General features: G+C 35.6%; 24 protein-coding genes. 13 read left to right on the top strand and 11 right to left on the bottom strand.

Going from position 1 to position 24,920, the window contains the following annotated elements; all coding sequences use genetic code 11:
* Positions 1-15 precede the first annotated feature (15 nt).
* Together guaA and O6P34_RS08580 are read right to left on the bottom strand one after the other, a co-directional pair.
* Entirely contained in the window at positions 16-1,545 is a 1,530-nt protein-coding gene (gene guaA / locus O6P34_RS08585; protein WP_269684099.1) for a glutamine-hydrolyzing GMP synthase, read from the bottom strand.
* Positions 1,546-1,622: 77 nt separating this feature from the next.
* Entirely contained in the window at positions 1,623-2,318 is a 696-nt protein-coding gene (locus tag O6P34_RS08580) for a hypothetical protein (protein WP_269684098.1), read from the bottom strand.
* 308 nt (positions 2,319-2,626) lie between these two features.
* Between O6P34_RS08580 and O6P34_RS08575 the strand changes: the two genes are divergently transcribed.
* From O6P34_RS08575 to O6P34_RS08550, 6 genes are all read left to right on the top strand, one after another.
* Positions 2,627-3,016 carry a RidA family protein gene (locus O6P34_RS08575; RefSeq protein ID WP_269684097.1) on the top strand — a complete coding sequence of 130 codons (390 nt, stop codon included), beginning with the start codon at positions 2,627-2,629 and terminating at the stop codon, positions 3,014-3,016.
* A 188-nt stretch (positions 3,017-3,204) separates the two neighbouring features.
* Positions 3,205-4,461 carry a voltage-gated chloride channel family protein gene (locus O6P34_RS08570; protein WP_269684096.1) on the top strand — a complete coding sequence of 419 codons (1,257 nt, stop codon included), beginning with the start codon at positions 3,205-3,207 and terminating at the stop codon, positions 4,459-4,461.
* Positions 4,462-4,530: 69 nt separating this feature from the next.
* A complete protein-coding gene (locus tag O6P34_RS08565; protein WP_269684095.1) occupies positions 4,531-5,535 on the top strand; it encodes a DHH family phosphoesterase in 1,005 nt (334 codons plus the stop codon).
* Positions 5,536-5,539: 4 nt separating this feature from the next.
* A complete protein-coding gene (gene gldI, locus O6P34_RS08560) occupies positions 5,540-6,178 on the top strand; it encodes a gliding motility-associated peptidyl-prolyl isomerase GldI (protein WP_269684094.1) in 639 nt (212 codons plus the stop codon).
* 15 nt (positions 6,179-6,193) lie between these two features.
* Positions 6,194-7,318, top strand: coding sequence for a peptidylprolyl isomerase (locus tag O6P34_RS08555; RefSeq protein ID WP_269684093.1), 1,125 nt, complete (start codon positions 6,194-6,196; stop codon positions 7,316-7,318).
* 53 nt (positions 7,319-7,371) lie between these two features.
* On the top strand, positions 7,372-8,616 hold the full coding sequence (locus O6P34_RS08550) for a peptidylprolyl isomerase (protein ID WP_269684092.1): 1,245 nt from the start codon (positions 7,372-7,374) through the stop codon (positions 8,614-8,616).
* A gap of 99 nt (positions 8,617-8,715) precedes the next feature.
* Here O6P34_RS08550 and O6P34_RS08545 read toward each other — a convergent pair whose 3' ends face one another.
* Positions 8,716-9,153: a hypothetical protein gene (locus O6P34_RS08545; protein ID WP_269684091.1), complete on the bottom strand. Its 438-nt coding sequence runs from the start codon at positions 9,151-9,153 to the stop codon at positions 8,716-8,718.
* A 110-nt stretch (positions 9,154-9,263) separates the two neighbouring features.
* Positions 9,264-11,306 carry a CotH kinase family protein gene (locus O6P34_RS08540; RefSeq protein ID WP_269684090.1) on the bottom strand — a complete coding sequence of 681 codons (2,043 nt, stop codon included), beginning with the start codon at positions 11,304-11,306 and terminating at the stop codon, positions 9,264-9,266.
* Positions 11,307-11,634: 328 nt separating this feature from the next.
* Between O6P34_RS08540 and O6P34_RS08535 the strand changes: the two genes are divergently transcribed.
* From O6P34_RS08535 to O6P34_RS08525, 3 genes are all read left to right on the top strand, one after another.
* Complete coding sequence (locus tag O6P34_RS08535; RefSeq protein ID WP_269684089.1) at positions 11,635-12,270, top strand: phosphoribosyltransferase; 636 nt, start codon at positions 11,635-11,637, stop codon at positions 12,268-12,270.
* Between the two features lie 37 nt (positions 12,271-12,307).
* Positions 12,308-12,946, top strand: coding sequence for a dienelactone hydrolase family protein (locus O6P34_RS08530; RefSeq protein ID WP_269684088.1), 639 nt, complete (start codon positions 12,308-12,310; stop codon positions 12,944-12,946).
* Between the two features lie 402 nt (positions 12,947-13,348).
* Positions 13,349-13,957 carry a YkgJ family cysteine cluster protein gene (locus O6P34_RS08525; protein ID WP_269684087.1) on the top strand — a complete coding sequence of 203 codons (609 nt, stop codon included), beginning with the start codon at positions 13,349-13,351 and terminating at the stop codon, positions 13,955-13,957.
* A 67-nt stretch (positions 13,958-14,024) separates the two neighbouring features.
* On the opposite strand, the gene carB is transcribed toward O6P34_RS08525, so the two are convergent.
* Both carB and rpmH read right to left on the bottom strand, forming a co-directional pair.
* Positions 14,025-16,880, bottom strand: a complete 2,856-nt coding sequence (gene carB / locus O6P34_RS08520) for a carbamoyl-phosphate synthase large subunit (protein ID WP_269684086.1) — start codon at positions 16,878-16,880, stop codon at positions 14,025-14,027.
* Between the two features lie 165 nt (positions 16,881-17,045).
* On the bottom strand, positions 17,046-17,207 hold the full coding sequence (gene rpmH / locus O6P34_RS08515; protein WP_008464848.1) for a 50S ribosomal protein L34: 162 nt from the start codon (positions 17,205-17,207) through the stop codon (positions 17,046-17,048).
* A gap of 165 nt (positions 17,208-17,372) precedes the next feature.
* On the opposite strand from rpmH, the gene O6P34_RS08510 reads away from it, so the two are divergent.
* Entirely contained in the window at positions 17,373-17,888 is a 516-nt protein-coding gene (locus tag O6P34_RS08510; protein ID WP_269684085.1) for a DUF2892 domain-containing protein, read from the top strand.
* Positions 17,889-17,951: 63 nt separating this feature from the next.
* Here the strand turns inward: O6P34_RS08510 and O6P34_RS08505 are convergent, their stop codons facing one another.
* Both O6P34_RS08505 and O6P34_RS08500 read right to left on the bottom strand, forming a co-directional pair.
* Positions 17,952-18,854, bottom strand: coding sequence for a lytic transglycosylase domain-containing protein (locus tag O6P34_RS08505; protein WP_269684084.1), 903 nt, complete (start codon positions 18,852-18,854; stop codon positions 17,952-17,954).
* On the bottom strand, positions 18,844-19,536 hold the full coding sequence (locus O6P34_RS08500; protein WP_269684083.1) for an alpha/beta hydrolase family protein: 693 nt from the start codon (positions 19,534-19,536) through the stop codon (positions 18,844-18,846). The genes O6P34_RS08505 and O6P34_RS08500 overlap by 11 nt, the downstream gene beginning before the upstream one ends.
* A gap of 113 nt (positions 19,537-19,649) precedes the next feature.
* On the opposite strand from O6P34_RS08500, the gene O6P34_RS08495 reads away from it, so the two are divergent.
* Complete coding sequence (locus tag O6P34_RS08495; RefSeq protein WP_269684082.1) at positions 19,650-20,372, top strand: pirin family protein; 723 nt, start codon at positions 19,650-19,652, stop codon at positions 20,370-20,372.
* Between the two features lie 22 nt (positions 20,373-20,394).
* The gene (locus tag O6P34_RS08490; RefSeq protein ID WP_269686746.1) at positions 20,395-20,679 is read left to right on the top strand and encodes a GNAT family N-acetyltransferase; all 285 of its coding nucleotides are present in this window, start codon (positions 20,395-20,397) and stop codon (positions 20,677-20,679) included.
* Between the two features lie 38 nt (positions 20,680-20,717).
* On the opposite strand, the gene O6P34_RS08485 is transcribed toward O6P34_RS08490, so the two are convergent.
* The 3 genes from O6P34_RS08485 to O6P34_RS08475 all read right to left on the bottom strand — a co-directional run bounded on the left by O6P34_RS08485 (position 20,718) and on the right by O6P34_RS08475 (position 24,142).
* Positions 20,718-22,352 carry an ABC-F family ATP-binding cassette domain-containing protein gene (locus O6P34_RS08485; RefSeq protein ID WP_269684081.1) on the bottom strand — a complete coding sequence of 545 codons (1,635 nt, stop codon included), beginning with the start codon at positions 22,350-22,352 and terminating at the stop codon, positions 20,718-20,720.
* Between the two features lie 231 nt (positions 22,353-22,583).
* On the bottom strand, positions 22,584-23,759 hold the full coding sequence (locus tag O6P34_RS08480; RefSeq protein WP_269684080.1) for a GlmU family protein: 1,176 nt from the start codon (positions 23,757-23,759) through the stop codon (positions 22,584-22,586).
* 131 nt (positions 23,760-23,890) lie between these two features.
* On the bottom strand, positions 23,891-24,142 hold the full coding sequence (locus O6P34_RS08475) for a type B 50S ribosomal protein L31 (RefSeq protein WP_116764541.1): 252 nt from the start codon (positions 24,140-24,142) through the stop codon (positions 23,891-23,893).
* 241 nt (positions 24,143-24,383) lie between these two features.
* Between O6P34_RS08475 and O6P34_RS08470 the strand changes: the two genes are divergently transcribed.
* Positions 24,384-24,917: a DUF4199 domain-containing protein gene (locus tag O6P34_RS08470; RefSeq protein WP_269684079.1), complete on the top strand. Its 534-nt coding sequence runs from the start codon at positions 24,384-24,386 to the stop codon at positions 24,915-24,917.
* Positions 24,918-24,920: the final 3 nt, after the last annotated feature.

The raw sequence follows: 24,920 nt of genomic DNA, 5'->3' as shown, positions 1-24,920 counted from the left end.
AAAAAATCTAATTTACTATTCCCACTCTATTGTGGCTGGCGGTTTAGAGCTTATATCATACACAACTCTATTTACTCCTTTTACCTTATTAATAATGTCGTTAGACACTTTCATCAAGAAGTCATAAGGCAAATGTACCCAGTCTGCAGTCATTCCGTCAGTAGATTCTACAGCGCGCAATGCAACTACTTTTTCATACGTACGTTCATCACCCATAACACCAACACTATTTACAGGAAGCAAAATTGCTCCGGCTTGCCATACTTTGTCATACAATCCCCAAGATTTCAATCCGTCGATAAAAACCTTATCTACATCTTGTAAAATTTGTACTTTTTCTAAAGTAATATCACCTAAAATTCGAATAGATAATCCAGGTCCTGGGAAAGGATGTCTTCCTAACAATTCCGGATCAATTCCTAAAGTCGCTCCTACTCTACGTACTTCATCTTTAAAAAGCATACGCAAAGGCTCAACAATTTTCAATTTCATATAATCAGGCAAACCACCCACGTTATGGTGAGATTTAATCGTTGCCGATGGACCTTTTACAGAAACCGATTCGATAACATCAGGATATATTGTCCCTTGGGCTAACCAAGTAACGTTTTCAATTTTATGTGACTCATCATCAAAAACTTCGATAAAAGCATTTCCGATGGCTTTTCTTTTCAATTCTGGATCAGTAACTCCTGCTAAAGCATCATAAAAACGTTGAGAAGCATCTACTCCTTTTACATTCAACCCCATTCCTTCATATTGATCTAAAACAGATTGAAATTCATTTTTACGAAGCAAACCATTATTTACAAAAATACAGTACAGGTTTTTACCGATGGCCTTGTGCAATAAAACCGCTGCTACAGTTGAATCTACTCCTCCTGAAAGACCTAAAACTACTTTGTCGTTTCCGATTTTTTCTTTCATTTCAGCTACGATTTCTTCAACGAAAGCACCTGGTGTAAAATTTTGAGGAACTTCGGCAATTTTTACCAAGAAATTCTCCAACATTTTGGATCCATCTGTTGAATGGAAAACCTCAGGATGGTATTGAATAGCGTAAGTCGTTTCTCCTTCAATTTTATAAGCCGCAAATTCCACATCATGTGTGCTTGCTAGTTTTATTCCATTTGTTGGCAAAGCTTTAATACTATCACTATGACTCATCCAAACTTGACTATTTTCAGAAACTCCTTCAAAGAAAATTTCATCTTCTTTTATATAAGACAAATTAGCTCTACCATATTCTCTGGTGTTTGAAGCAGCTACTTCACCTCCACTAAAATGGGATAGATATTGTGCTCCGTAACAAACGGCAAGCATAGGAAGTTTTCCTCTAATTTGAGATAAATCAGGATGTGGCGCATCTTCTGAACGAACAGAAAATGGACTTCCACCAAGAATTACTGCTTTATAAGAGGATAAATCACTTGGAAAGTGATTGTATGGAAAAATTTCGCAGAATATATTTAATTCGCGAACTCTACGCGCAATAAGCTGAGTATATTGCGATCCGAAATCTAAAATAAGTACGTTGTGTTGCATGCGCAAAAATACTTTTTATATTCGGAATTGAAAAATTGAATTTTAAAAATTTTTATTTTTATTCTAAAGCCCTCTATTTACTCTTTAATCAAAAGAATTGAACCTTTAAATCCTGCAGCAAGATTATCCCAGAAATTAGTAGTAATCAAATTATTCTTATCATCATAAATTTGAATTTCAGCCGTATTTCCTCCGCTTGTACCTGTATTTAAAGCCTCAAATTCAACTTTATTAATCCCAGGATTCAATACAATTTTAATCTCTTTTAAGACTCCTTCTAAAAACAACTCCGACCGAATTACATTATAATTAAGATATACCCTGAGCAAATCCCCGTCTACATATATGAAGTCCCTATATTTTACAATTAAATAGTCTGACTTAGTTTTATAATCTCCAAAATCAAAATTCTTTTTGAGCAGCGGCGCATTATTTTCATTCAATGTTTTATTTAAATCCTGAGCCATCTTTTCTTTATAAACATCGCCTGGATTCGCAAATTCATTTTTAGGAATCATGCTTATTGGAGCTGGCTTTCCAATTTTAAAAGAAGAATTTGGAGTTTTAACATCCGGACTATTGAAAACATTAGGAACATTAATCGGCGGAACGGCTGTCGAAGGCGGAATTTCCGTTACGATTGACGGCTTTTTTTTGGGAGCAATTGGGAATTTTGCAGCAGGAATCGGTTTGAATTTTCCTCCAAAATCACTTTGGGCAAAACCATTTAATGTAAAACCAATAATACAAATAAAGAATAGAATGTGTTTCATTTCTTATATAGAGTGATAATTCGACTTTCTGTTTTTAGTATAAAAAAAAGACACTGATGAGGGCAAAAATAACATAATTAAATCGCAGACCTTCAGTATTACAAATTTCTTAACAAAATAAACCAGGCAATTCCTGAAAATCAAAATCTATTCCATTCTTACTGGCGTGCACAATTATTTAACCTTTTTAATACAAAAACGCTATTTTTTATTGTGCTATTTTTTATAAATTGCGCCAATTAAAAAACAAGCTTTCTTGTAATTTAAATCCATTAAAAATCAATTCAAAACCAAATAAAAAAAACAAAATGAAAAGAGAAAACATCTTGACAGGCTCTCCTTGGGAAGACAAAATGGGTTATTGTCGTGCGGTTCGTATTGGAAATATCATTGAAGTATCCGGAACAGTAGCAATCGTAGATGGCGAAAAAGTAAAAGCAGATGATGCCCACGCACAAACCTTAAACATTTTGGAACGCATCGAAAAAGTATTAGAAGATCTTAATGTAAGCATGAAAGATGTCATCCGTACCCGAATATTTACTACTGATATCAATACATTTGAAGCCGTTGCCACAGCACATGCTATTTTCTTTAAAGACATAAAACCAGTTACCGGTTTTTATGAAATCAGCAAACTAGTAGCGCCGGAATATTTAGTAGAAATTGAATTTACTGCTGTAGTTTCAGAAAAGTAAAAACAATTTCCGCTCCAACATAAAGCCACAAATTCACGAATTATTGAAAAAATTTCAATACTTATTCCTGAATTTGTGGCTATTGTTTTTTTTAGAAGTTTACCATAAAATGCACAACATTTCATCGTTTTAAACTATTTTTGGAAACTAAATGGACAAAAAGGAAAAAAGCGGTTATTTCTCATCAAATGAATTCAGAAAAAACAAAAACAACACTCGTTCTACTACTCAAATGGATTTTCATTTGTGTGCTGATTGGTATTTTTTCTGGTTCTGCTTCGGCATTTTTTTTGGTAGCACTGGAATGGGTTACGCAATTTAGAGAACACAACAGCTGGATGATTTGGCTTTTACCAATAGGTGGATTATTCATCGGTTTATTGTATCATTATTATGGTGCAACTGTTGTAAAAGGCAATAATCTTTTGCTCGAAGAATACGAAAATCCTCAGAAAGTCATTCCGTTAAAAATGGCGCCTTTAGTACTTATAGGTACTTTAATTACACATATTTTTGGTGGTTCTGCCGGTCGCGAAGGAACAGCGGTGCAAATGGGCGGCGCGATTGCAGATCAATTCACCCGAATATTCCAACTCGATAATTCCGACAGGAAGACGCTAATTATCCTAGGAATCAGCGCTGGTTTTGCCTCGGTTTTTGGTACGCCTTTGGCTGGAGCCTTATTTGCTTTAGAAGTAGTTTTTTTTAGTAAAATAAGTTTAAGAAGCAGTATTCTGTCTTTCTTGACCGCCTACATCGCTTATTTTACTGTTGAGTTTTGGCAGGTAAAACACACCCATTACAGTATTCCTATAGTTCCGGAACTCACTTTCTTGAATCTCCTTTGGATAATGGGTATCAGTATTTTATTTGGTTTAGCAGCTCTGTTATTTTCCAGAAGTACAAAGTTTTGGGGAGCTTTATTTTCTAAAACTATACAATATGCCCCACTTCGTCCTTTTATAGGAGGAATTATTCTTGCATTAGCCGTTTATTTTATCGGAACCACAAAATATATTGGTTTGGGAGTTCCTTCAATCGTTGATTCGTTTTTGACTGCTAATGCACCTTATGATTTTATTTTAAAAATATTATTCACCGGATTTACATTGGGAGCGGGATTTAAAGGAGGCGAAGTAACACCATTATTCTTCGTTGGTGCAACTTTAGGAAGTGCTTTATCCGTCATTGTTCCTTTGCCTATCGCTTTTTTGGCAGGACTTGGATTTGTGGCTGTTTTTTCGGGAGCAACCCATACGCCTATTGCTTGTACAGTAATGGGAATGGAACTTTTCGGGATAGAAAGTGGTATTTTTATTGGCATCGCCTGCTTAGTCGCCTATTTTTCTTCCGGCTCTGTTGGGATTTATAATGCCCAAATTGTAAAAGGAGCAAAATACCATTTGTACCAAAAATTAAACAGAAAAAAACTGGAGCTTTTCTAAGAGTTTAAAAACATGTTAATTCTTTAAATGATTTCAACTTTACATTAAAAAAATGTAATTTCGCAAACTATGAAAATACAAGACATTCAAGCGATACAGTTGTTATTATCAACGCCAAAAAAAATTGCCATAATTCCACACCGAGGTCCCGATGGTGATGCTATGGGTTCAACCTTAGGATTATATCATTTTTTACTAAAAAACAACCATTATCCAACCGTTATAGCTCCAAATGAATTTCCTGATTTTTTAGACTGGATGCCAGGAGCAGGAAAAGTTAAAATTTTTGAGAAAGACAAAGGAAACTGCACCAAAATTCTGGAAGAAGCGGAGATTATCTTCACATTAGATTTTAATGCATTACACCGTGTAGGCGTAATGGAAGAAGTTTTATCCCGACTTAAAGCGCCGTTTATCATGATTGACCACCATCAATTTCCACATGATTATGCCGCTTATACATACTCCGATACTTCATTTGGTTCTACTTGTGAAATGCTTTATAATTTCATAGTATTTTTAGGCAAAAAAGAAGTTATCGACGAAACAATAGGAACTTGTATTTACACCGGAATTCTAACCGACTCGGGTTCATTTCGTTTTCCAAAAACTACTGGAACTACGCATCGAATTATTGCTGAATTAATAGATTTGGGCGTAAAAAACACCGTGATTCCAAACTTACTTTTTGATAACAGTTCTTTTGGACGTTTACAATTATTGGGAAGAGCACTTCAAAACATGAAAGTCCTGACCGAGCATAAAACCGCTTACACTACGCTTACCCAAGACGAATTAGATTCTTTTGATCACGTAAAAGGAGATACAGAAGGCATTGTAAATTATGGCTTGAGCATCAAAGGAATTATTTTTACCGCTATTTTTATCGAAAATAAAGACGAAAAAATCATCAAGATTTCGTTCCGTTCCCAAGGTGATTTTGATGTCAATCAATTTGCAAGAGACCATTTTAATGGTGGAGGACACATCAATGCCGCAGGTGGAAAATCAGAATCATCAATGGATGAAACCACACAAAAATTTGAAGATTTAGTAAAAAACCTAAGCATTTAATCTAATGAAAAACAACCCTTTATTTGCCCTTCTGTTCGTTTTTGCAATATGCTTTACCAGTTGCAAGCAGCATCAGGAAGCGCGCAGACCTATTTCACAGGCTTCTGGAACGTTTATGAAAAAATCAGCAGAGCGAAACAAGAAATTAATCGCCAGCGAAGAAGATCAGATTCAGGTTGTCATCAAGAAAAATCCAAAAGCTAAATTCATTGCTTCTGCAAAAGGATATTGGTACTCTTATGAAATTATCAATACATTAGATACAATCACTCCAAAAAAAGGAGATGTTGCTTTTTTTGACTATGAAATCAAAAACTTAAAAGGCACTGTTATCTATTCACAACTGGAATTAAAACCGCAAATTTATTATGTTGACAAACAAAACATCATGATGGGATTGCGTGACGGAATCAAATTAATGCACAAAAAAGAAAAAATAAACTTCTTTTTTACGTCTCAAATGGGTTACGGATACCATGGTGACAATAAAAAAATTGGTACAAACCAACCTTTATTCTGCACGGTAACACTTCGTGATTTCATGTCGGAAGATGAATATAAAAAACAAACCGAAGCAAAATCGGGAGTTGTAACTAAAGAACCAATAGCCCAAATCAAGTCCAAAGACACTTTAACCAATTAAAAAATAAATTTAAAAATGAAAAAAAGAATCCTATTCGTATTTCTGGTAATTGCTTCCTTTTATTCTTGTAAAGACGAACACAGCAACCTTCCTGACGGTTTATATGCCGATATTGAAACCAACAAAGGGAACATAATCGTACAATTAGACTATGAAAGAGCACCGATTACTGTCGCTAACTTTGTGACTTTGGCCGAAGGAAAAAATGAATTTGTGACCAATCCAAATCTAAAAAACAGACCTTTTTATGATGGTTTGAAATTTCACAGGGTTATTGCTGACTTCATGATACAAGGTGGCGATCCACTTGGAACAGGTTCCGGTGATACGGGTTATAAATTTAAAGATGAATTCTCTGATTTGCATTTTGATAAAGGCGGCGTTTTGGCTATGGCCAATAACGGTCCTACAACCAACAGCAGCCAGTTTTTCATCACGCATCTTGAAACGCCATGGCTTGACGGAAAACACACTATTTTTGGTCATGTGGTAGAAAAAGGAATGGAAGTCGTAAACAAAATTGTGCAAGACGATTACATGGTTAAAATTACGATTATCCGTAATGGTGACGCTGCAAAAAAGTTTGACGCCGTAAAAACATTCCGTGATTATTTTACAGTAGAATCTGAAAACCAAAAGAAAAAGTTAGCAGTTGATGCTGAAAACAAAAGAATATTCGACGCAAAATACAAAGCGGTTCGCGACGAAAAAGTAGCTTATCTTTCTGGTTTAAAAGCAAAAGCCACTAAGACCAAAACAGGTTTACAATATGTAATTACCAAAAAAAGCAGTGGTAAAAAACCGGCTGTGGGAGCAACTGTTTACATTCATTATGCCGGTTTTCTTGAAAACGGAGAATTATTTGACAGTAGCATCGAAAGTGTGGCCCAAACTTTTGGAACTTATGACGCAAACAGAGCTGCTCAAAAAGGATATCAGCCCATTCCGTTTCAAGCCGGAAGAAAAGATGGCATGATTCCTGGTTTCATAGAAGGATTAGAAAAATTATCCTTTGGTGACAAAGCAGTGATTTTTATCCCATCAAAATTGGGATATGGAGAAGCTGGAGCCGGTGGAGTAATTCCGCCAAATGCTGATATTATCTTTGAAATAGAATTATTGGAAGCCATGCCACAATAACCAAATACAAACAACGATTATCTATTAAAAAAAAGTCCTAAATTAAAAACAAAATGAAATTTAAACTTCTCTTTTTATTGTTTTTTGGAATGCTGAATATGCAAGCACAGACAATCAAAAAAACAGTTCCAGCCAAAAAACCAACTACAGCCATAAAATCAACCGTAAAGCCAGTTGCAAAACCAATTGTGAAAGCACCTGCTGTTGCTGTTGAAGGAATTTTTGCAACTATTGCCACTTCAAAAGGAGATATTATTGTTGCATTAGAATATAAAAAAACACCCGTAACCGTAGCTAACTTTATTGCTTTGGCAGAAGGAACAAACGTTTATGTTACCAATGAAAAGTTAAAAGGAAAACCTTTTTATGACGGTTTGAAATTTCACAGAGTCATCAAAGATTTCATGATTCAAGGTGGAGATCCTTCAGGGAATGGTTCCGGAGGTCCCGGTTTTGCTTTTAAAGATGAATTCACCGATTTGAAACACGACAAAGGAGGAATCCTTTCTATGGCTAATTCCGGTCCAGCTACTAACGGAAGCCAATTTTTTATCACCCATAAAGAGACTCCTTGGTTGAACGGAAAACACACTATTTTTGGTCATGTTATCAAAGGGATGGAAGTTGTAAACAGTATTGCTCAGGACGATATTATTACGAAAGTAACTATTACACGAAAAGGGACTCTGGCCAAAGCATTTAATGCGCCAAAAGTATTCTCTGATTATTATGCCAACAAAGCCGAAGATGCTAAAAAACAAGCAGTGATTGATGCTGAAAATAAAGCCAAACAATTAGCACTTCAAGAGGAAAGCAAAAAAGTATATTTGCAACAATATGGACCTGTAGTTGCCGCCAAAGCCGCTTACTTTAAAGCGACAAAAGCTACTGCAACCACAACTCCTTCCGGATTAGTTTACCAAATTACACAAAAAGGAACTGGAGGAAAACCTGTTGACGGTTCGACTTTTTACTTTAATTACGCAGGCTACTTTGAAGACGGAAACTTATTTGACAGCAATTATGAAGACGTAAATAAAAACTACGGAAAATTTGATGCCAATAGAGCCGCACAAGGCGGTTACCAAGCTTTCCCGTTTCAAGCAGGAAAAAAAGACGGTATGATTCCAGGATTTTTAGAAGGGTTGAACCTGATGAATTTAGGAGACAAAGCCATAGTGTTTATTCCTTCTAATTTGGCCTACGGCGAAAGAGGCGCTGGTGGTGTAATACCGCCAAATGCAACACTTATTTTTGAAATGGAAATTATCGAAAAAGCACCGACTCCAAAACAATAAAGAACAAAATACTTTCATAAAAAAACCGACAAGCTTTTAAAGTTTGTCGGTTTTTTTTTATGGAATACTTTTATATCAAATTTAGATTAGAACTGAAGATTATTTTCCAAATTTCCAGTCGAATTCGTCTTTTTGATTGATAATAGCACCTATTTCAAATTTTACCACCTCATCAAATTCCGTTTGCAGGATAATCCAATTGTCTTCATTGAAATAGTTTTCGAAAGTATCAAATTCTTCTTGAGTGAATTTAGTAATTCCTTTGGCGGCCAACTCTTTTTTGATTTCACTGATTTTTTTACCAATCACTTTATTCCCGAATAATTCTATTGCCGGACTGGAAGCTACAATATAACCTAATTTCAGTGCTTCTTCCTGATAGAAAGTCAAACGCATTTTGAGCGCATTGTAAGCAAAAATCACATTGTCATCTTCGTCTTTATAATTTCGGTCCGGTTTTCCGTAAATAGCGGTAACATCACTTTGTTTCATTCCGAAAAGGAGCTTGTCGATTCCGTTTTTTAAGTTGATTTTCATATTCATTTATTTTGCCGCAAAGTTCGCAAAGTTTTTTGCAAAATACGCTACCATTTGCCTTTTAAAATTTTTAAATCTGAAAATGGAATAAAACAATAAAGCTATTAAACCTACTCTTTAATTATTTTTCGGGTGGTAAATCCTTTATCATTATAGACCGTAACAAAATAAATTCCGCTGCTGAGAACGCGCAAATCGGCATGTATTGTTTCTGATTTTTCTTTAGACTCATAAATTAGCGCCCCATAAACATTAAATAATTTGAACCCATTAAGTAGTTCGCTACTTTCAATGGTCAAAGCGTTTGTAACCGGATTGGGATAAATAGAAAGTGACGACAAGGCCAAGAACGATTTAGCTGACAAGGTATCACTTGATGTAGCTACCCAACTGGAGGCTAAATTATTGTCGAGTGTTGTGCTGATTAATTCCAGATAACTTCCGTTACCATCAGCGGCTGCAGGCCACGGATCGGTATCAAAATATTCGACCGCATCAATAATGTTTCCATAGGCATCCGCCAAAACCATTTTCTGAGACTTATTAGATAAGTTTCTGGTAAATTGACCAAAGGGTGCAAAACCATATTTGTTTTGGAAAGCAGTCGAATTACTTGCCAAAAAAATACGCCCGTTCCCTTCGATGGTAGCATTATAAGCAAACTGATAAGTCAATCCCAATTCTCTGAAATAAACTCCGGAAAGATTTACTGATCGGGTACTTATATTTTGAATTTCAATAAACTCAAGGTCGTTACTAACTGGGAAAGCGGTTGATGTTACCGGATTGTAATTTATTTTGGTAATCACTAATGGCGGTGTCCATACATTGGAACAATTGGCATAAGGACCAATATTATTATTTATCCAAGTAATTCGGTTTGAAATAAAGGTTTTTATAGCACTTACTTCACTGACGTGATCCGTTAAAGTACCCCATTTTTGATTCTCCCGCGGAATGGCTTCACTAATATAATTTAAAGTCGTGTCAATCAGATTTGTCAAAACGGTTAGATTCATAGGCTGGTTGGGTGCTGTTACCTCATGCCACCTTTTAGACAAATAACAGGTAAAAGTACCGTTATCAAACAAGGCAAACCAAAATTCCGGTCCTACCCTGTTGCCATTGCTAAATTGCCATTCATCTACATCACTACTGTTTGTAAATGTGCTGCCAAAAGTTTGATTAAAATCCCAAACAGGACCTGCTCTCAGTTTTCCATTTCTGTCTTTGTGAAAAAAGGTACTGGATTGGTACACATCGGCATTTGAACTTAACTCATTCACCAGCATAAAATCGACAAACGAAGGAACATCAATTACACTCGTATAACCATCTAGCAAACTGTTGTTGTATACATTATCAGCTAATTTATAGAACTCGTCTTTAATATAGGTGTTTTGTTCCGAGGTTACGTTTTCCGGTTTTGGCAGTTCATGAATAAAATTTGTTTCTTCCATAGTCCATGCAATAGGGTCTCCACCGGTGGTTTTATCGGCTTTTGTGATATAGCCTCCGGTAAGATTGGGAACTGCGGTGTCTGTTGCTGCTATTTTTATCACATTCACCCGGTTTTCATTCGATTTTATTTTTTCTTGAAGAATGTACAATCCTTTATATTCTCCGTTTAACAGGACTTCACAATACTCGGTTTTTGTGGCATAATTCCCCATTTGTCTCGACATGTTATAAGAAATATAATCCCTGATAAGTGACGGATCAAAGGCTATCGAATTTAGAATCCAATCGTTTTCAACGGGCATCCCTAAGATGCTCACGTTATTATTTGACGTGTTATCCGCTTTCAGAGTAGTTAAACCATATGGTTTTTTGGGTAAGGTTTGCGAAGTAGATCCTCTAATCTCAATTCCTATCCTACCGTTGTAGTTCAGGAATTCGGCAGTATTTTCATCAGTAAGATAATTTCTGCTTCCATCTGGTCTCTTGATAATTTTCATGTTGGCCAAAATTTTTGGATCATCCAGAATTTCAAGTGGCAAATTCGTGTTCGGGTCCTTATCTGTAGTAATAAGAACAATGGGCAAATTACTGTCCGTAAAAGTTTGTGCTCTGAGGGTGTAGGAAGTAATTAATACAATCAACAAAATGATTCTGTAAATTGTAAGCGGGTGAGAAATGTACAATTTTTCCATGATATGATTCTTATTAAATTAAGGATTAAAATTATGAAAATAAACAACACAAAATACTTACAATCAATTAGTTACAAGTTAATTTTATGTGAAAAAAAATTACGTTTTAAATAAAAAAAGTCTAAATAACATTTCTTTTTTACACAAATGAACCAATAAATCACTCAACAGTTCAATCATAGCAGGGGCTTACAAGAATACCCGCTTTTTTATCGTCCAAAGCAACTACGTTAAAATAAACAAAAAATGCATTATTTAAATACCTATACTATTGAAAATCAGTAAATTTACATTTAAAATTAATGTCTAACCATTTAAATTTAGCAGTATGTATAATGAGTTATTAAATGACAGAAAAGAAGCCGGAATATTGCTATCGGAACGATTAAAAAAATACCAAAACAGCAATACCATAATTCTTGCCGTTCCCAGAGGCGGAGTGCCGGTTGGGTATGAAATTGCAAAACGACTGCACCTCCCAATGGATATCGTACTTTCTAAAAAAATTGGACACCCTAATAATAAAGAATATGCCATTGGAGCGGTTTCCATGAACTCAATGACCCTCAAAGAGCATCCCGAAGTTCCCCAAAGATACATTGAGGATGAAGTGATTCGGCTTCGCAAACTATTAAAGGAAAAATATGAACTCTATATGGGCAATCGCGAACCGATAGACATCCGCGGGAAAAACGTAATTGTCGTTGATGATGGAATCGCCACAGGAAATACACTGCTGGCCAGTATTTCGATGCTGAGAAAGAAAGAACCCGCAAAAATAATCGTTGCCGTTCCCGTATTACCAGCTGATGTGGTACCGGTTTTTCAGCGCAATGCAGATGAGTTTGTGTATCTGATAGCAGCCAAATATTTTAGAGGTGTGGGTGGCTTTTACGAGCAATTTGATCAAGTGGAAGACGAGGAAGTAATCCGGATGCTGGGTGTTCCGAGCGCTATTCAATAAAGAATTTTGGTATACCAATTATTTAAAATTTGAAATCATGAAAAAATTAGAAATTGACATTCCTCTATCTTCAGCAACCTTAAAAGGAGATTTGATTCTCCCCGAAAAAGCCATTGGGATTGTGGTTTTTTCTCACGGAAGTGGCAGCAGCCGACTCAGCTCCCGTAACCGAATGGTTGCTGCTGAGATACAAAAACAGAACATCGGAACTTTGCTTTTTGACCTTTTGACAGAGGAAGAAGATCAGATTTATGAAAACCGATTCAATATTGATTTGTTATCCAACCGATTGATAGAAACCACCGAATGGCTCCTGCAATACAAAGACACCAAAAATTTACCCTTAGGCTATTTTGGAGCCAGTACCGGCGCGGCATCTGCATTGAAGGCAGCCGCTTTTTTTGGAAAAACCATAAAAGCAGTCGTTTCCCGTGGCGGACGTCCAGATTTAGCCATAACCGAATTACCCTTGGTAACCGCTCCCACCTTACTCATTGTAGGTGGTCTTGACATTCCTGTGATTGGCATGAACAAACTGGCTTTTGACGAATTAGAAAGCATAAAGGAGATGAAAATAATTCCGGGTGCCACACATTTATTTGAAGAAGCCGGTAAATTATTAGAAGTTTCAGACCTTGCGATTGACTGGTACAAAAAATACCTAATCAAAGACTAAACCAACAATAAATACGTATTTATATGAAAAATTTACCCCTTTATACGTAAACTTTTAGGTCAACCAACCTAAACTTTTACCACTGGACACGTAAAATTTTAAGCTGCCGCCGTAAATTTTTACCACTGTGTACGTAAACTTTTAGGCTGGCAACCTAAACTTTTACCCTTATGTACTTAAATTTTTAGGCTAACAACCTAAAATTTTACCCCTTGGCCCCTAAAATTTTAAGTCGCTGACGTAAACTTTTACCCTCGTGTACGTAAATTTTTAGGTCAATGATGTAAAATTTTACCCCTGTGTACGTAAATTTTTAGGTTATTAGGACTTACCGTAGCTAAAACAGGAAGTAAAACAGCTTTATCCTCCTAACGGTTTTTAATAGACTACCTTACACAAAAAATGGCTATAGAGCATAAAATTCAATTGGTAGAACAGTTATTTGACCGCCTTGAAAATGAAATTACCTCTTTCAGATCCAAAACCCAGTTGCATTGTAAGACGGGATGTGGCCAATGTTGTTCAAAACCAAACATTAATGCTTCCCCTTTAGAGTTTTTACCTTGGGCCTTTTATTTATTTTTGAATGGCAAAGCTGAAGCAATTTTAGAAGAACTAAATACCAAAACCAATACCAATTGCCATTTATACCAATCCCTCTCGACCACAGACCAAACGAATGGCAGATGCACCGACTATAAATACCGCGGATTAATTTGCCGCCTCTTTGGCTATGCCTCCAATAGAGACAAATACGGGCAACTACGCATGGCTACTTGCAAAATCATCAAGGAAGGACAACAAGAAAAATTTGATGCTGCCGAAGAAGCCATAAGCAAAGGACTTTATGTACCGGTTTTTACCGATTATTACACCCGACTATCCCAAATTGATAACCGACTCGCCACCACTTTACTCCCCATAAACGAAGCCTTAAAAATGGCTATCGAAGAAGTTTTGCATTATTATGCCTACAGACCATTTCCGGGTGGGTTGGAGAATATTGCTTAAAACACTAAATACATTCCATAAAAAAAGCCCCAAACGGGGCTTTTTTTTACTATACACAATTCAAGTATTATTTACTCAAATACATTTTTCTTCTAGAGTACAATTCGTAGAACTGATCGTCTTTCAAGTCATCAATAAACAAGATGCTTTCTCCTGTTGATTTCATTTCTGGTCCTAATGCTTTGTTCACATTTTGGAACTTACTGAAAGAGAAAACCGGTTGCTTAATAGCATATCCTTTCAATTGTGGGTTGAAAGTAAAGTCGGTTACTTTATTGTGTCCTAACATCACTTTAGTCGCATAGTTCACATAAGGTTCTCCGTATGCTTTTGCAATAAACGGAACTGTACGAGACGCTCTAGGATTCGCTTCAATGATATAAACTGTATCGTCTTTTATCGCAAACTGAATGTTGATTAAACCAACAGTTTTTAACGCTTTAGCAATTTTATGCGTATGATCTTTAATTTGTTGCATCACAAATTCACCCAGGTTAAACGGTGGCAAAGTAGCGTTAGAATCGCCCGAGTGTACACCACAAGGTTCGATATGCTCCATAATTCCTATGATATAAACATTTCCATCCGCATCACAAATTGCATCCGCTTCTGCTTCGATTGCTCCGGCCAAATAATGGTCTAACAGCAATTTATTCCCTGGAATCGATTTCAATAAATTGATAACGTGCTCTTCTAATTCTTTTTTGTTGATCACAATTTTCATTCCCTGACCTCCTAATACATACGAAGGACGAATCAATAATGGAAAATCTAAAGTATCTGCTAAAGCAGAAGCTTCATCCGCCGTTTCCGCAATCCCGAATTGTGGGAAAGGAATGTTCAATTCAGTTAACAAATCAGAGAAACGTCCTCTGTCTTCGGCTAAATCCAAGGCATCAAAACTGGTTCCTATGATTTTTACTCCGTATTTAGACAATTTTTCGGCCAATTTCAAGGCAGTTTGTCCACCTAATTGTACGATAACGCCTTCTGGTTTTTCGTGTTGGATGATGTCGTAAATATGTTCCCAAAAAACCGGTTCGAAATACAATTTATCTGCAGTATCAAAATCAGTCGAAACCGTTTCTGGGTTACAGTTAATCATTATCGTTTCATAACCACATTCTTTGGCTGCCAAAACCCCGTGAACACAAGAATAATCAAACTCAATTCCTTGTCCAATTCTATTTGGTCCTGAACCCAAAACGATTATTTTCTTTTTGTCTGTTACAACACTTTCGTTGTCAACGTAACGTGTTCCGTCCGCTTTTTCTATTTCGGCTTCAAAAGTCGAATAGTAATAAGGTGTTTTTGCTTTGAATTCTGCCGCACAAGTATCCACCAATTTAAACACGCGGTTGATGTTCATATCGGTACGCAACGTATGCACTTGACTTTCTTTGCAACTCACCATGTGCGCAATTTGTCTGTCGGCAAACCCTTTTTGTTTGGCTTCCAAAAGCAATTCTCTTGGCAAAGTTTCCACAGTATAGTTAGAAATTTCTTTCTCTAAAACATATAATTCTTCGTATTGTTTCAAGAACCACATATCGATTCTGGTGATTTCATGAATACGACTCAATGGAATTCCCATGGCGATAGCATCATAAATCACGAAAACACGATCCCAACTTGCAAAAGTCAATTTCTCTATAATTTGCTCGTAATTGGTATATCCTTTTCCATCAGCTCCTAAACCATTTCTTTTGATTTCCAATGATTGTGTGGCTTTGTGCAAGGCTTCTTGGAACGAACGTCCAATTCCCATTACTTCCCCAACCGATTTCATTTGAAGTCCTAAAGTTCTGTCGGCTCCTTCAAATTTATCGAAGTTCCAACGTGGTATTTTTACAATCACATAATCCAAAGTCGGCTCGAATAATGCCGAAGTTGATTTGGTGATTTGGTTTTGTAATTCATCTAAATTGTATCCTAAAGCTAGTTTAGAAGCAATTTTTGCAATTGGATAACCCGTTGCTTTTGATGCTAGAGCAGAAGAACGAGATACACGAGGATTAATTTCAATCGCAACGATATCTTCTTTTTCGTCAGGCGAAACGGCAAACTGCACGTTACAACCTCCAGCAAAATTCCCGATACTGCGCATCATCAAAATAGCCATATCACGCAACTTTTGGAAAGTCGTATCTGATAATGTCATTGCTGGTGCAACCGTGATGGAATCTCCGGTATGAATTCCCATTGGGTCCATATTTTCGATAGAACAGATAATAACAACATTGTCGTTTTTATCTCTCAATAATTCCAATTCGTATTCCTTCCAACCTATTAAAGCTTTGTCAATCAACACTTCGTGAATCGGTGACATTTCTAATCCGTAGGTTAGTTTTTCGTCAAATTCTTCTTTGGTGTGAACAAAAGCAGCTCCGGTTCCACCCAATGTAAACGAAGGACGAATTACTAATGGGAAACCAAATTCCTGTGCAATTTCTTTTCCTTCCAAGAAAGAAGTAGCTGTTTTTGCCGGTGCAGTAGGCACATTTATTTTTTGAAGCAATTGTTTAAATTGCTCTCTGTCTTCGGTAATATTAATGGCGTTCACATCAACCCCGATTAATCGTACTCCAAAATCTGCCCAAATTCCTTTTTCATCTGCTTCCAAACACAAGTTTAAGGCGGTTTGTCCTCCCATTGTAGGCAAAACAGCATCAATTTGCGGATGTGCTTTCAGGATTTCAATGATTGATTTGGTCGTTAATGGTTTCAAGTAAACATGATCGGCCATAGAAGGGTCGGTCATGATTGTTGCCGGATTCGAGTTAATCAGGATAACCTCAATTCCTTCTTCACGGATGGAACGGGCTGATTGTGATCCTGCATAATCAAATTCGCAAGCTTGACCAATAACAATAGGACCAGAACCTATTATTAAAACGGATTTTATGGATGTGTCTTTTGGCATTGTATTGTAATTGTAGTTAGTTTTTGTTGCTCAAAATTAAAGGTTTAAAGTTAAATAGAAAACCTTAAACCTTTAAAAATTAAACTTTTAATCTTATTTTAATGACAAGGTATAAAAAAAGGCGATACTAAAAGAAGTAACGCCTTATATAAGTTTATACAAACATTATTTTTTGTGTCTAGGTTCGCTAGATACAGTCAATTTATGTCTTCCTTTAGCTCTTCTACGCGCAAGAACTTTTCTTCCATTAGCAGAAGCCATTCTGTCCATAAATCCGTGCTTATTTCTTCTTTTTCTTTTCGATGGTTGAAACGTTCTTTTGCTCATTGCTTTGTATCTTTAAAAATCTTATTTATGTGTCTTATTGTTTTTGAATAACCGTTATTCTAAAACCGAGTGCAAATATACAAAGACTTTTTTTTCTCGCAAGTAGTTTTATAAAAATATTTTCAAATCATTTTACTATATTTGTGATCATAAAAAAAACACGCTATGTTTCACAGAAATATTAAACTTATTATCGCCGGACTTGTTATCCTTACTGGCATTTGGCAATTTACAGAAAGCAACATTGGAAATGGAATTTTCGTTATTTTATTAAGTGCTATTCCTATTTTTCTTTACTTCAAAAACGAATTCATCCTTCTAGCCTTCCTTAAATTGAGAAAACAAGATTTTGAAGGTGCCAAAAAATGGCTGGCTTACATCAAAAACCCCGAAACAGCTTTAGTAAGAAAACAACAAGGTTACTTTAATTACCTTCACGGAATCATGCTTTCGCAGACTAATATCAATCAAGCAGAGAAATATTTCAAAAAAGCAATCGAATTAGGATTATCTATGGATATGGATTTGGCTGTAGCCAAATTAAACTTAGCAGGAGTTGCTATGAGTCGCCGAAGAAAACTTGAAGCTACTGCACTGTTAAACGAAGCTAAAAAGCTGGACAAACAAAACATGTTGAAAGAACAAATCACCATGATGAAAGAGCAAATGAAGAAAATATAATTCATACAATTAATTAAAAAAGGGTCAAATGAAATACATTTGACCCTTTTTTATGTCTTTAAATTAATAGCCTTTCAAAGGAATTTCGATTTGGTATTTTTTATTGGCAGCATTGAGAATTTTAGATTCCCTGAGCCACGGATTGTGTATCTTCAAAATTTTATAATTGATGCCTTGCCTTTTTGCAAAATCAGCCAAATCAACAACAGCACTGTCTAATTCAACTTTTTTGACAGGTAAAATTTCATAATGATCTTCGGGAGCAATGACAAAACCATATTTTACAGGATTTTTCATGATTTCCTTCAAAGCAATAATCCGGAACATATACCGAGACGTTTCTTCCGAAAGCAATAAATCATAATAATCAGTAACTTTTTGAATATCCATTTGCTTTTTGATTCCAGTTTCCCCTGCATTATAAGAGGCGGCTACAAGTGTCCAGTTGCCAAATTTTTCTTTGGCTTTCAAAAAATAACTGCAAGCGGCCTGCGTAGCTTTTTCTAAATGATAGCGTTCGTCGATATTCTCATTCACTTCTAAACCTCTTTCTTTGGCAGTTTCGGGCATAAATTGCCAAATCCCTTTGGCTCCAGCCGGAGAAACCACATTGACCAAACCACTTTCTATTACCGCCAAATATTTAAAATCATCCGGAACTCCATTCTTTTTGAGAATAGGCTCTATTACCGAAAATGCTCGATTAGCTCTTTTTAAAATTAAAATCGTAGATGCATGAAGATTCTCATTGACCAACAATTCCCGGTCTAAACGCTCTCTGACATCCGAAATTTTCAAAGGCGCTTCTTCTCCTGCAAAATCTACTTTGTCCGGAAAATAACCAGCCACAGCCACTTTTGAATCTGTCTTTTTAGCTTCCGGAATCGTGGCAAAAATAAACAAGCTGCTGATGAAAACCATTCCCAGAACGATACTGATGTTCTTACTGTTATTTTTATTTTCCATAATCTTCTTGATCTAAATTAGTATTGGTTCCCAAAATAATTTCGGGTAAATTGGCATTCAGCCATTTGTATTTATTCAAAATCATGATATGCGTCCCTCCTTTTACAACAATGCAATCCGAAATGTATTTTATAGGAAAAACATCATCTGCATCACCGTGAATATGAATTACATTCTTGTCCGCAACGGTTCTGTCCCAAAGAATAACTTTTTCTACAGCCCAATCTAAATACCGAATATCCCGAACCGAAAGAAACTTTTCATACAATTTGAGTCTTTGATTTACTTTGGCTCCAAAAGAAAATTTAGCCAGATTTTCTATATTTAAAATTAAACTCATCGGGATTAATTTGTAGGCTTTGGTCGTCTTAGCGATTTTCATCCTTCTGGGAAACTCGAGATTGCTTTTGACACTCGAAATAATAATCACTTTTCTCACCTGAATAAACGCTGCCATTTCCTGCACCAAAATTCCACCAAATGAAACGCCAATCAAAACCGGATTTGGATGTTTAATTTTTTCGGTCATTCGTTTGGCATAATCTGGCAAGGTTTCCTGATCAAGGGGAATCTCCCATTCTAGCAATACAGTTTCAAAAACAGCTTCAGGAAGTGCAATCCGTTCAAAAATCGCAGCACTTGCCGCCAAACCAGGCATCAAATAAACAGGGATTTTACTCATAATTGTTTTAACGATTTTACAACAGTATTCCGATTTATAATCACGAATTTTGCATAAAATTAATTTTTTTATTTAAAATCAATCTCAAACCTATCTTTATTTATCAATAAATTATGACAACAAAATTATTCGAATCCAGTTCAAGAGGCAAAGCCGATTTTGGATGGCTGAAAGCCAATTTCTCCTTTTCATTTGGAAATTACTTCAATCCGGAGCGCATACAATTTGGGATGTTACGGGTATTAAATGACGATACTATTACTGGCGGAACAGGCTTTGGCACACATCCACACGCCAACATGGAAATAATCACGATTCCACTTGAAGGAGGACTAAAACACAAAGACAGCATGGGAAACGAAGGTGTTATTCGTTTTGGAGAAGTACAAGTCATGAGTGCAGGAACAGGGGTTGAACACTCTGAAATGAATACCAGCCCAACCGAAGAAGCCAAAACGCTGCAACTATGGGTTTTCCCTGACAAAGAAGAAGTTACACCAAGATACGAACAGAAATCATTTGATATTGAAAACCAAATCAATACCTTTGTAAACATTGTTGCTCCAAAAGACACCGCTAACAGCAAAGCACTTTGGGTCTATCAAAAAACCTATTTTTATTTAGGAATTTTCGAAAAAAACACCGTTACCACTTATAGCGTCAAAATTCCTAAAAATGGAGTTTATTTATTTTTAATTGAAGGAGAAATAGAAGTTAACAATCAAGTTTTAAAGGCAAGAGATGCCATGGGAATAACCGATTTTGATCAATTTGAAATCAAAATGAATTCGCAATCAAAAATACTTTTGGTAGAAGTACCAATGAACCACCATTAAACACATGGAAGCAGCAATTATAATGGAAATCAAAGACAATACATTTGCAAGACAATTTGAAACTATCGTAGAAAATGGTCTGGTTGCTGTAGAATATTCCTTTCAGGAGAAAAAAATATTTTTGACAAAAATCAATGTTCCAGACGAATTTGAAGATGAAGTATTCATTTCAAATCTACTCAAAAACATCATGGAAATTGCTATTGAAAGGAAACTGAAAGTAGTTCCTATCCTGCCGAAAATCGTTGTTTTTTTCAAAAAAAATCCAGTTTACAAAGAATTGCTTCCACCTGGAATACGATTATAAAAAAAAGAGGCCATTTAGGCCTCTTTTTTTTACTTTAATTATTTCTCGATTTCTTTCATACTGTCCATTTTTTTGTGTGCCAAGAAACCTGCAATATCTTCAAAATGCTCTACGACTCTTTTATTTCCGAATTCAAAAACCTTAGTTGCTAATCCGTCCAAGAAATCACGATCGTGCGAAACCAATATTAAAGTCCCGTCAAAATCACGCAATGCATCTTTAATAATATCTTTCGTCTTCATATCCAAGTGATTTGAAGGCTCATCGAGTATTAATAAATTGACCGGTTCCAGCAATAATTTTATCATGGCCAAACGTGTTTTTTCACCACCCGAAAGCACTTTTACTTTTTTGGTAACATCATCACCATGAAACATAAAAGCCCCCAAAATATCTTTAATCTTAGTTCTGACATCACCAACTGCAATATCGTCAATCGTTTCAAAAATTGTAGCATTTCCGTCTAACAAAGCCGCTTGATTTTGAGCAAAATAACCAATTTGAGAATTGTGACCAATTTCTACAGAACCGTTATCAATCCCAATTTCTTTCATAATGGCTTTGATCATCGTTGACTTTCCTTCCCCATTCTTCCCGACAAATGCCACCTTCTGCCCTCTTTCGATTACAATATTAGCATCCTTAAAAACGACATGATCACCATATGATTTTGACATTTCTTTTACAATAACAGGATATTGTCCGGATCGAACTGCTGGTGGAAATTTCAATTTTAATGCTGATGTATCTACTTCATCTACTTGCACAATAACCAGTTTTTCTAACATCTTAACCCGCGACTGAACGGCATCCGTTTTAGAAAAAGTTCCTTTGAAACGGTCAATAAAAGCTCTGTTATCAGCAATCATACGTTGCTGTTCATCGTATGCTTTTTGTTGGTGCATGCGTCGGTCTTTTCGCAACTCGAGATAATGAGAATATTTGGCTTTGTAATCGTAAATCCTGCCCATTGTAACCTCAATGGTACGATTGGTGATATTATCCACAAAAGCCCTGTCATGCGAAATAACCACAACGGCTTTGGCTGAATTAATCAAGAAATCCTCTAACCATTGAATACTTTCGATATCCATGTGGTTGGTAGGCTCATCGAGCAAAATCAAATCTGGTTTTTGCAACAAGATTTTAGCTAATTCAATACGCATTCTCCATCCTCCTGAAAACTCCGAAGTTTGGCGACTAAAATCTTCGCGTTCAAAACCTAAACCAGTTAAGATTTTCTCTACTTCTGCTTCATAATTAATTTCTTCGATAGCATAAAATTTCTCGCTTAAGTCTGAAACCCGTTCGATTAATTTCATGTATTCGTCACTTTCGTAATCGGTACGAATGGTTAATTGCTCATTAATTTCATCTATTTCGGCTTTCATACTAAACACTTCTCCAAAAGCTTTTGAAGTTTCTTCCATCACCGTTGCGCCGTCCGTAGTCAATAAATGCTGAGGCAAATAAGCCACAACAGCATCTTTTGGCGCCGAAATATTTCCGGTTGAAGGTTTACTTTGCCCTGCAATTATCTTTAAAAGCGTTGATTTACCCGCCCCATTTTTACCCATAAGGGCAATTTTATCATTTTCATTTATGGCAAAAGAAACGTCACTAAAAAGTGTAGTCCCTCCAAATTGAACTGAAATATCATTAACTGTAATCATTTTATTCTTGATTTGTTTATTCGGTTAATCGATTATCCGATTAGTATTTTTTTTGAAAGTTGCAAAGATATATTAATTACAGAATTGGGCAATTAGAAAGTTGTTTAATTAAAAACGAGCCCGATGTGAAGCCTGAATATTACTTTATAGAAATCAAAAAACCGACAACTTACATCATTAATTAGATGCGTTGTCGGAAATTATATTTTTTCAGTAAACACTATACTGACTTTAGTCTTTACGCCACTTTTTAGTTTCTTCAAAAACATGCTCTAAAATAGCCGCTTCAGTTTCATCAAAAACTATATTTCTGCGATTCATTACCAGTTTTGCGGTTTCAAACGCTTTTTTGGTCACATAAGTCGTAAATCCGGAAGCACCTCCCCAAGAAAAACTTGGAACAAAATTACGCGGAAACCCACTGCCAAAAATATTAGCACTTACGCCTACCACAGTACCTGTATTAAACATGGTATTAATTCCACATTTACTGTGATCGCCCATCATCAATCCACAAAACTGCAAACCTGTTTTGGCAAATCCTTCGGTTTCATAGCTCCACAATTTTACTTCTTCATAATTATTTTTCAAATTCGAATTATTACTGTCGGCGCCAATATTACACCATTCGCCAAGAACGGAATTACCAAGAAATCCATCATGTCCTTTATTCGAATACGCAAATAACACTGAATTGTTTATTTCTCCTCCAACTCTGGAATAAGGTCCAACAGTTGTTGCTCCATATATTTTGGCAGCCATTTTAACCGTTGCATTTTCGCATAAAGCAAAAGGGCCTCTAATTACGGTTCCTTCCATAATTTCGGAATCTTTACCAATATAAATCGGTCCCGAAGAGGCATTTAAAGTTACAAATGCTAACTTGGCACCTTCTTCGATAAATATATTTTCGGGTGCAATTACATTAACACTTTTAGGAATGGGCTGTGAGGTTCTGTCTTCGGTCAAAAATTGAAAATCTTCGCGAATCGCCGCATCATTTTTCGAAAAAATATCCCAAGTATGTTCCACTGTGATACAATCGTCCGTAAATTCTATAATTTCATAGGTATCAAAATCGACCTCTTCCTGCTCATCATTGGTATAAAAAGCAATTACTTCTTCTCCTTTAAAAATCGCTTGATTGGATTTTAAATCTTGTACCATTTCGACCAAAATTGCTGTTGGAAGAAAAGAAGCATTTATCATTACATTTTCTTCTAATTCAACCATTGGAAATTTATCCGAAAGATATTCCTCGGTCAAAGTGGTTGTGGTGGACCCCAGATGCATTTCCCATTTTTGACGAATTGTCATAATTCCGATAAGAATATCGGCAACGGGACGGGTAAAGGTAAAAGGCAACAAGGCATTTCTTGAAGGTCCGTCAAAAAGGATATAATTCATAAATTGTTGGTTTGTTGATTCGGTTATTTGTTCTGTCGTATTGACACCAAAGTTACAAAGTTTTAAAACAGATAAAAATAAAAAAACCCTCCAAAAGGAAGGTTTTAAATGTATTTAAAAACAAGTTAAAATTATTTAACGTGTTTAGCGTATTTAGTTTTGAATTTATCGATACGTCCTGCAGTATCAATAAGTTTAGATTTACCTGTGTAAAAAGGGTGAGAAGTTCTAGAAATCTCCATTTTTACAACTGGATATTCTACACCGTCAACTGTTATTGTTTCTTTTGTATCTGCAGTAGATTTAGTAATAAAAACATCTTCGTTTGACATGTCTTTAAAAGCAACTAATCTGTAATTTTCTGGGTGTACACCTTTTTTCATCTTGAATCTTTTTTATTTGTTTAATTATAATTTGTCTTGAAGCTTTTCTTCTAACAGAAAAGGTATAAACATCTTATAACTTTTTGTTTTTACACTATTATTTTGAGTCTGCAAATTTACACTTATTTTTCAATAAACAAATCTTTGTCACACTTTTTTTATATCTGCGTAAAAAACAAATTTTACTCCCTAATAAATTGGGAATTGTTATATTTGTAGATTAATAAAAAATCTTCAAAAAATGATTAATGAAATTATAAAAAGAAACGGAATAACTTTTGGAATTACAACTGGGGTTGTTTCCGCATTAATTACAACTTCAATATACGCAATAGATTTAAATCTTTTTATTTCTTGGTGGGTTGGAATTTTGAGTATTGCAACTTACCTTATAATAGGTATTGTTTTGCTTTCAAAAACTAAAAAAGAGTTAAACGGTATATTCCCATTCAAAGACGCTTTTACTACCTATTTTATTTCGGCAGTAATTGGAATTTTGATTTCAACTGTTTTCAATATTATTTTATTCAATTTTATCGATCCAGCAGCCAAAGAGACGGTAAGAGAACTGACCGTTAAATATACTGTTGATATGATGCAAAAATTTGGAACGCCGGCATCTGCCATAAATGAAGCGATAACAAAACTGAAAGAAAATGATCCTTATTCTATTGTCGAATTATTGAAAGGCTCTATATTTAGTATTGTTTTTAGTTCGATTTTTGGTTTAATCATGGCGGCATTCTTCAAAAGCAAACCTTCATCACAAGAATAACAG

This window comes from Flavobacterium lacustre (genome assembly GCF_027474525.2).
Classification (GTDB): Bacteria; Bacteroidota; Bacteroidia; order Flavobacteriales; family Flavobacteriaceae; genus Flavobacterium; species Flavobacterium lacustre.
This window is presented reverse-complemented; position numbering and strand designations above follow the sequence as displayed.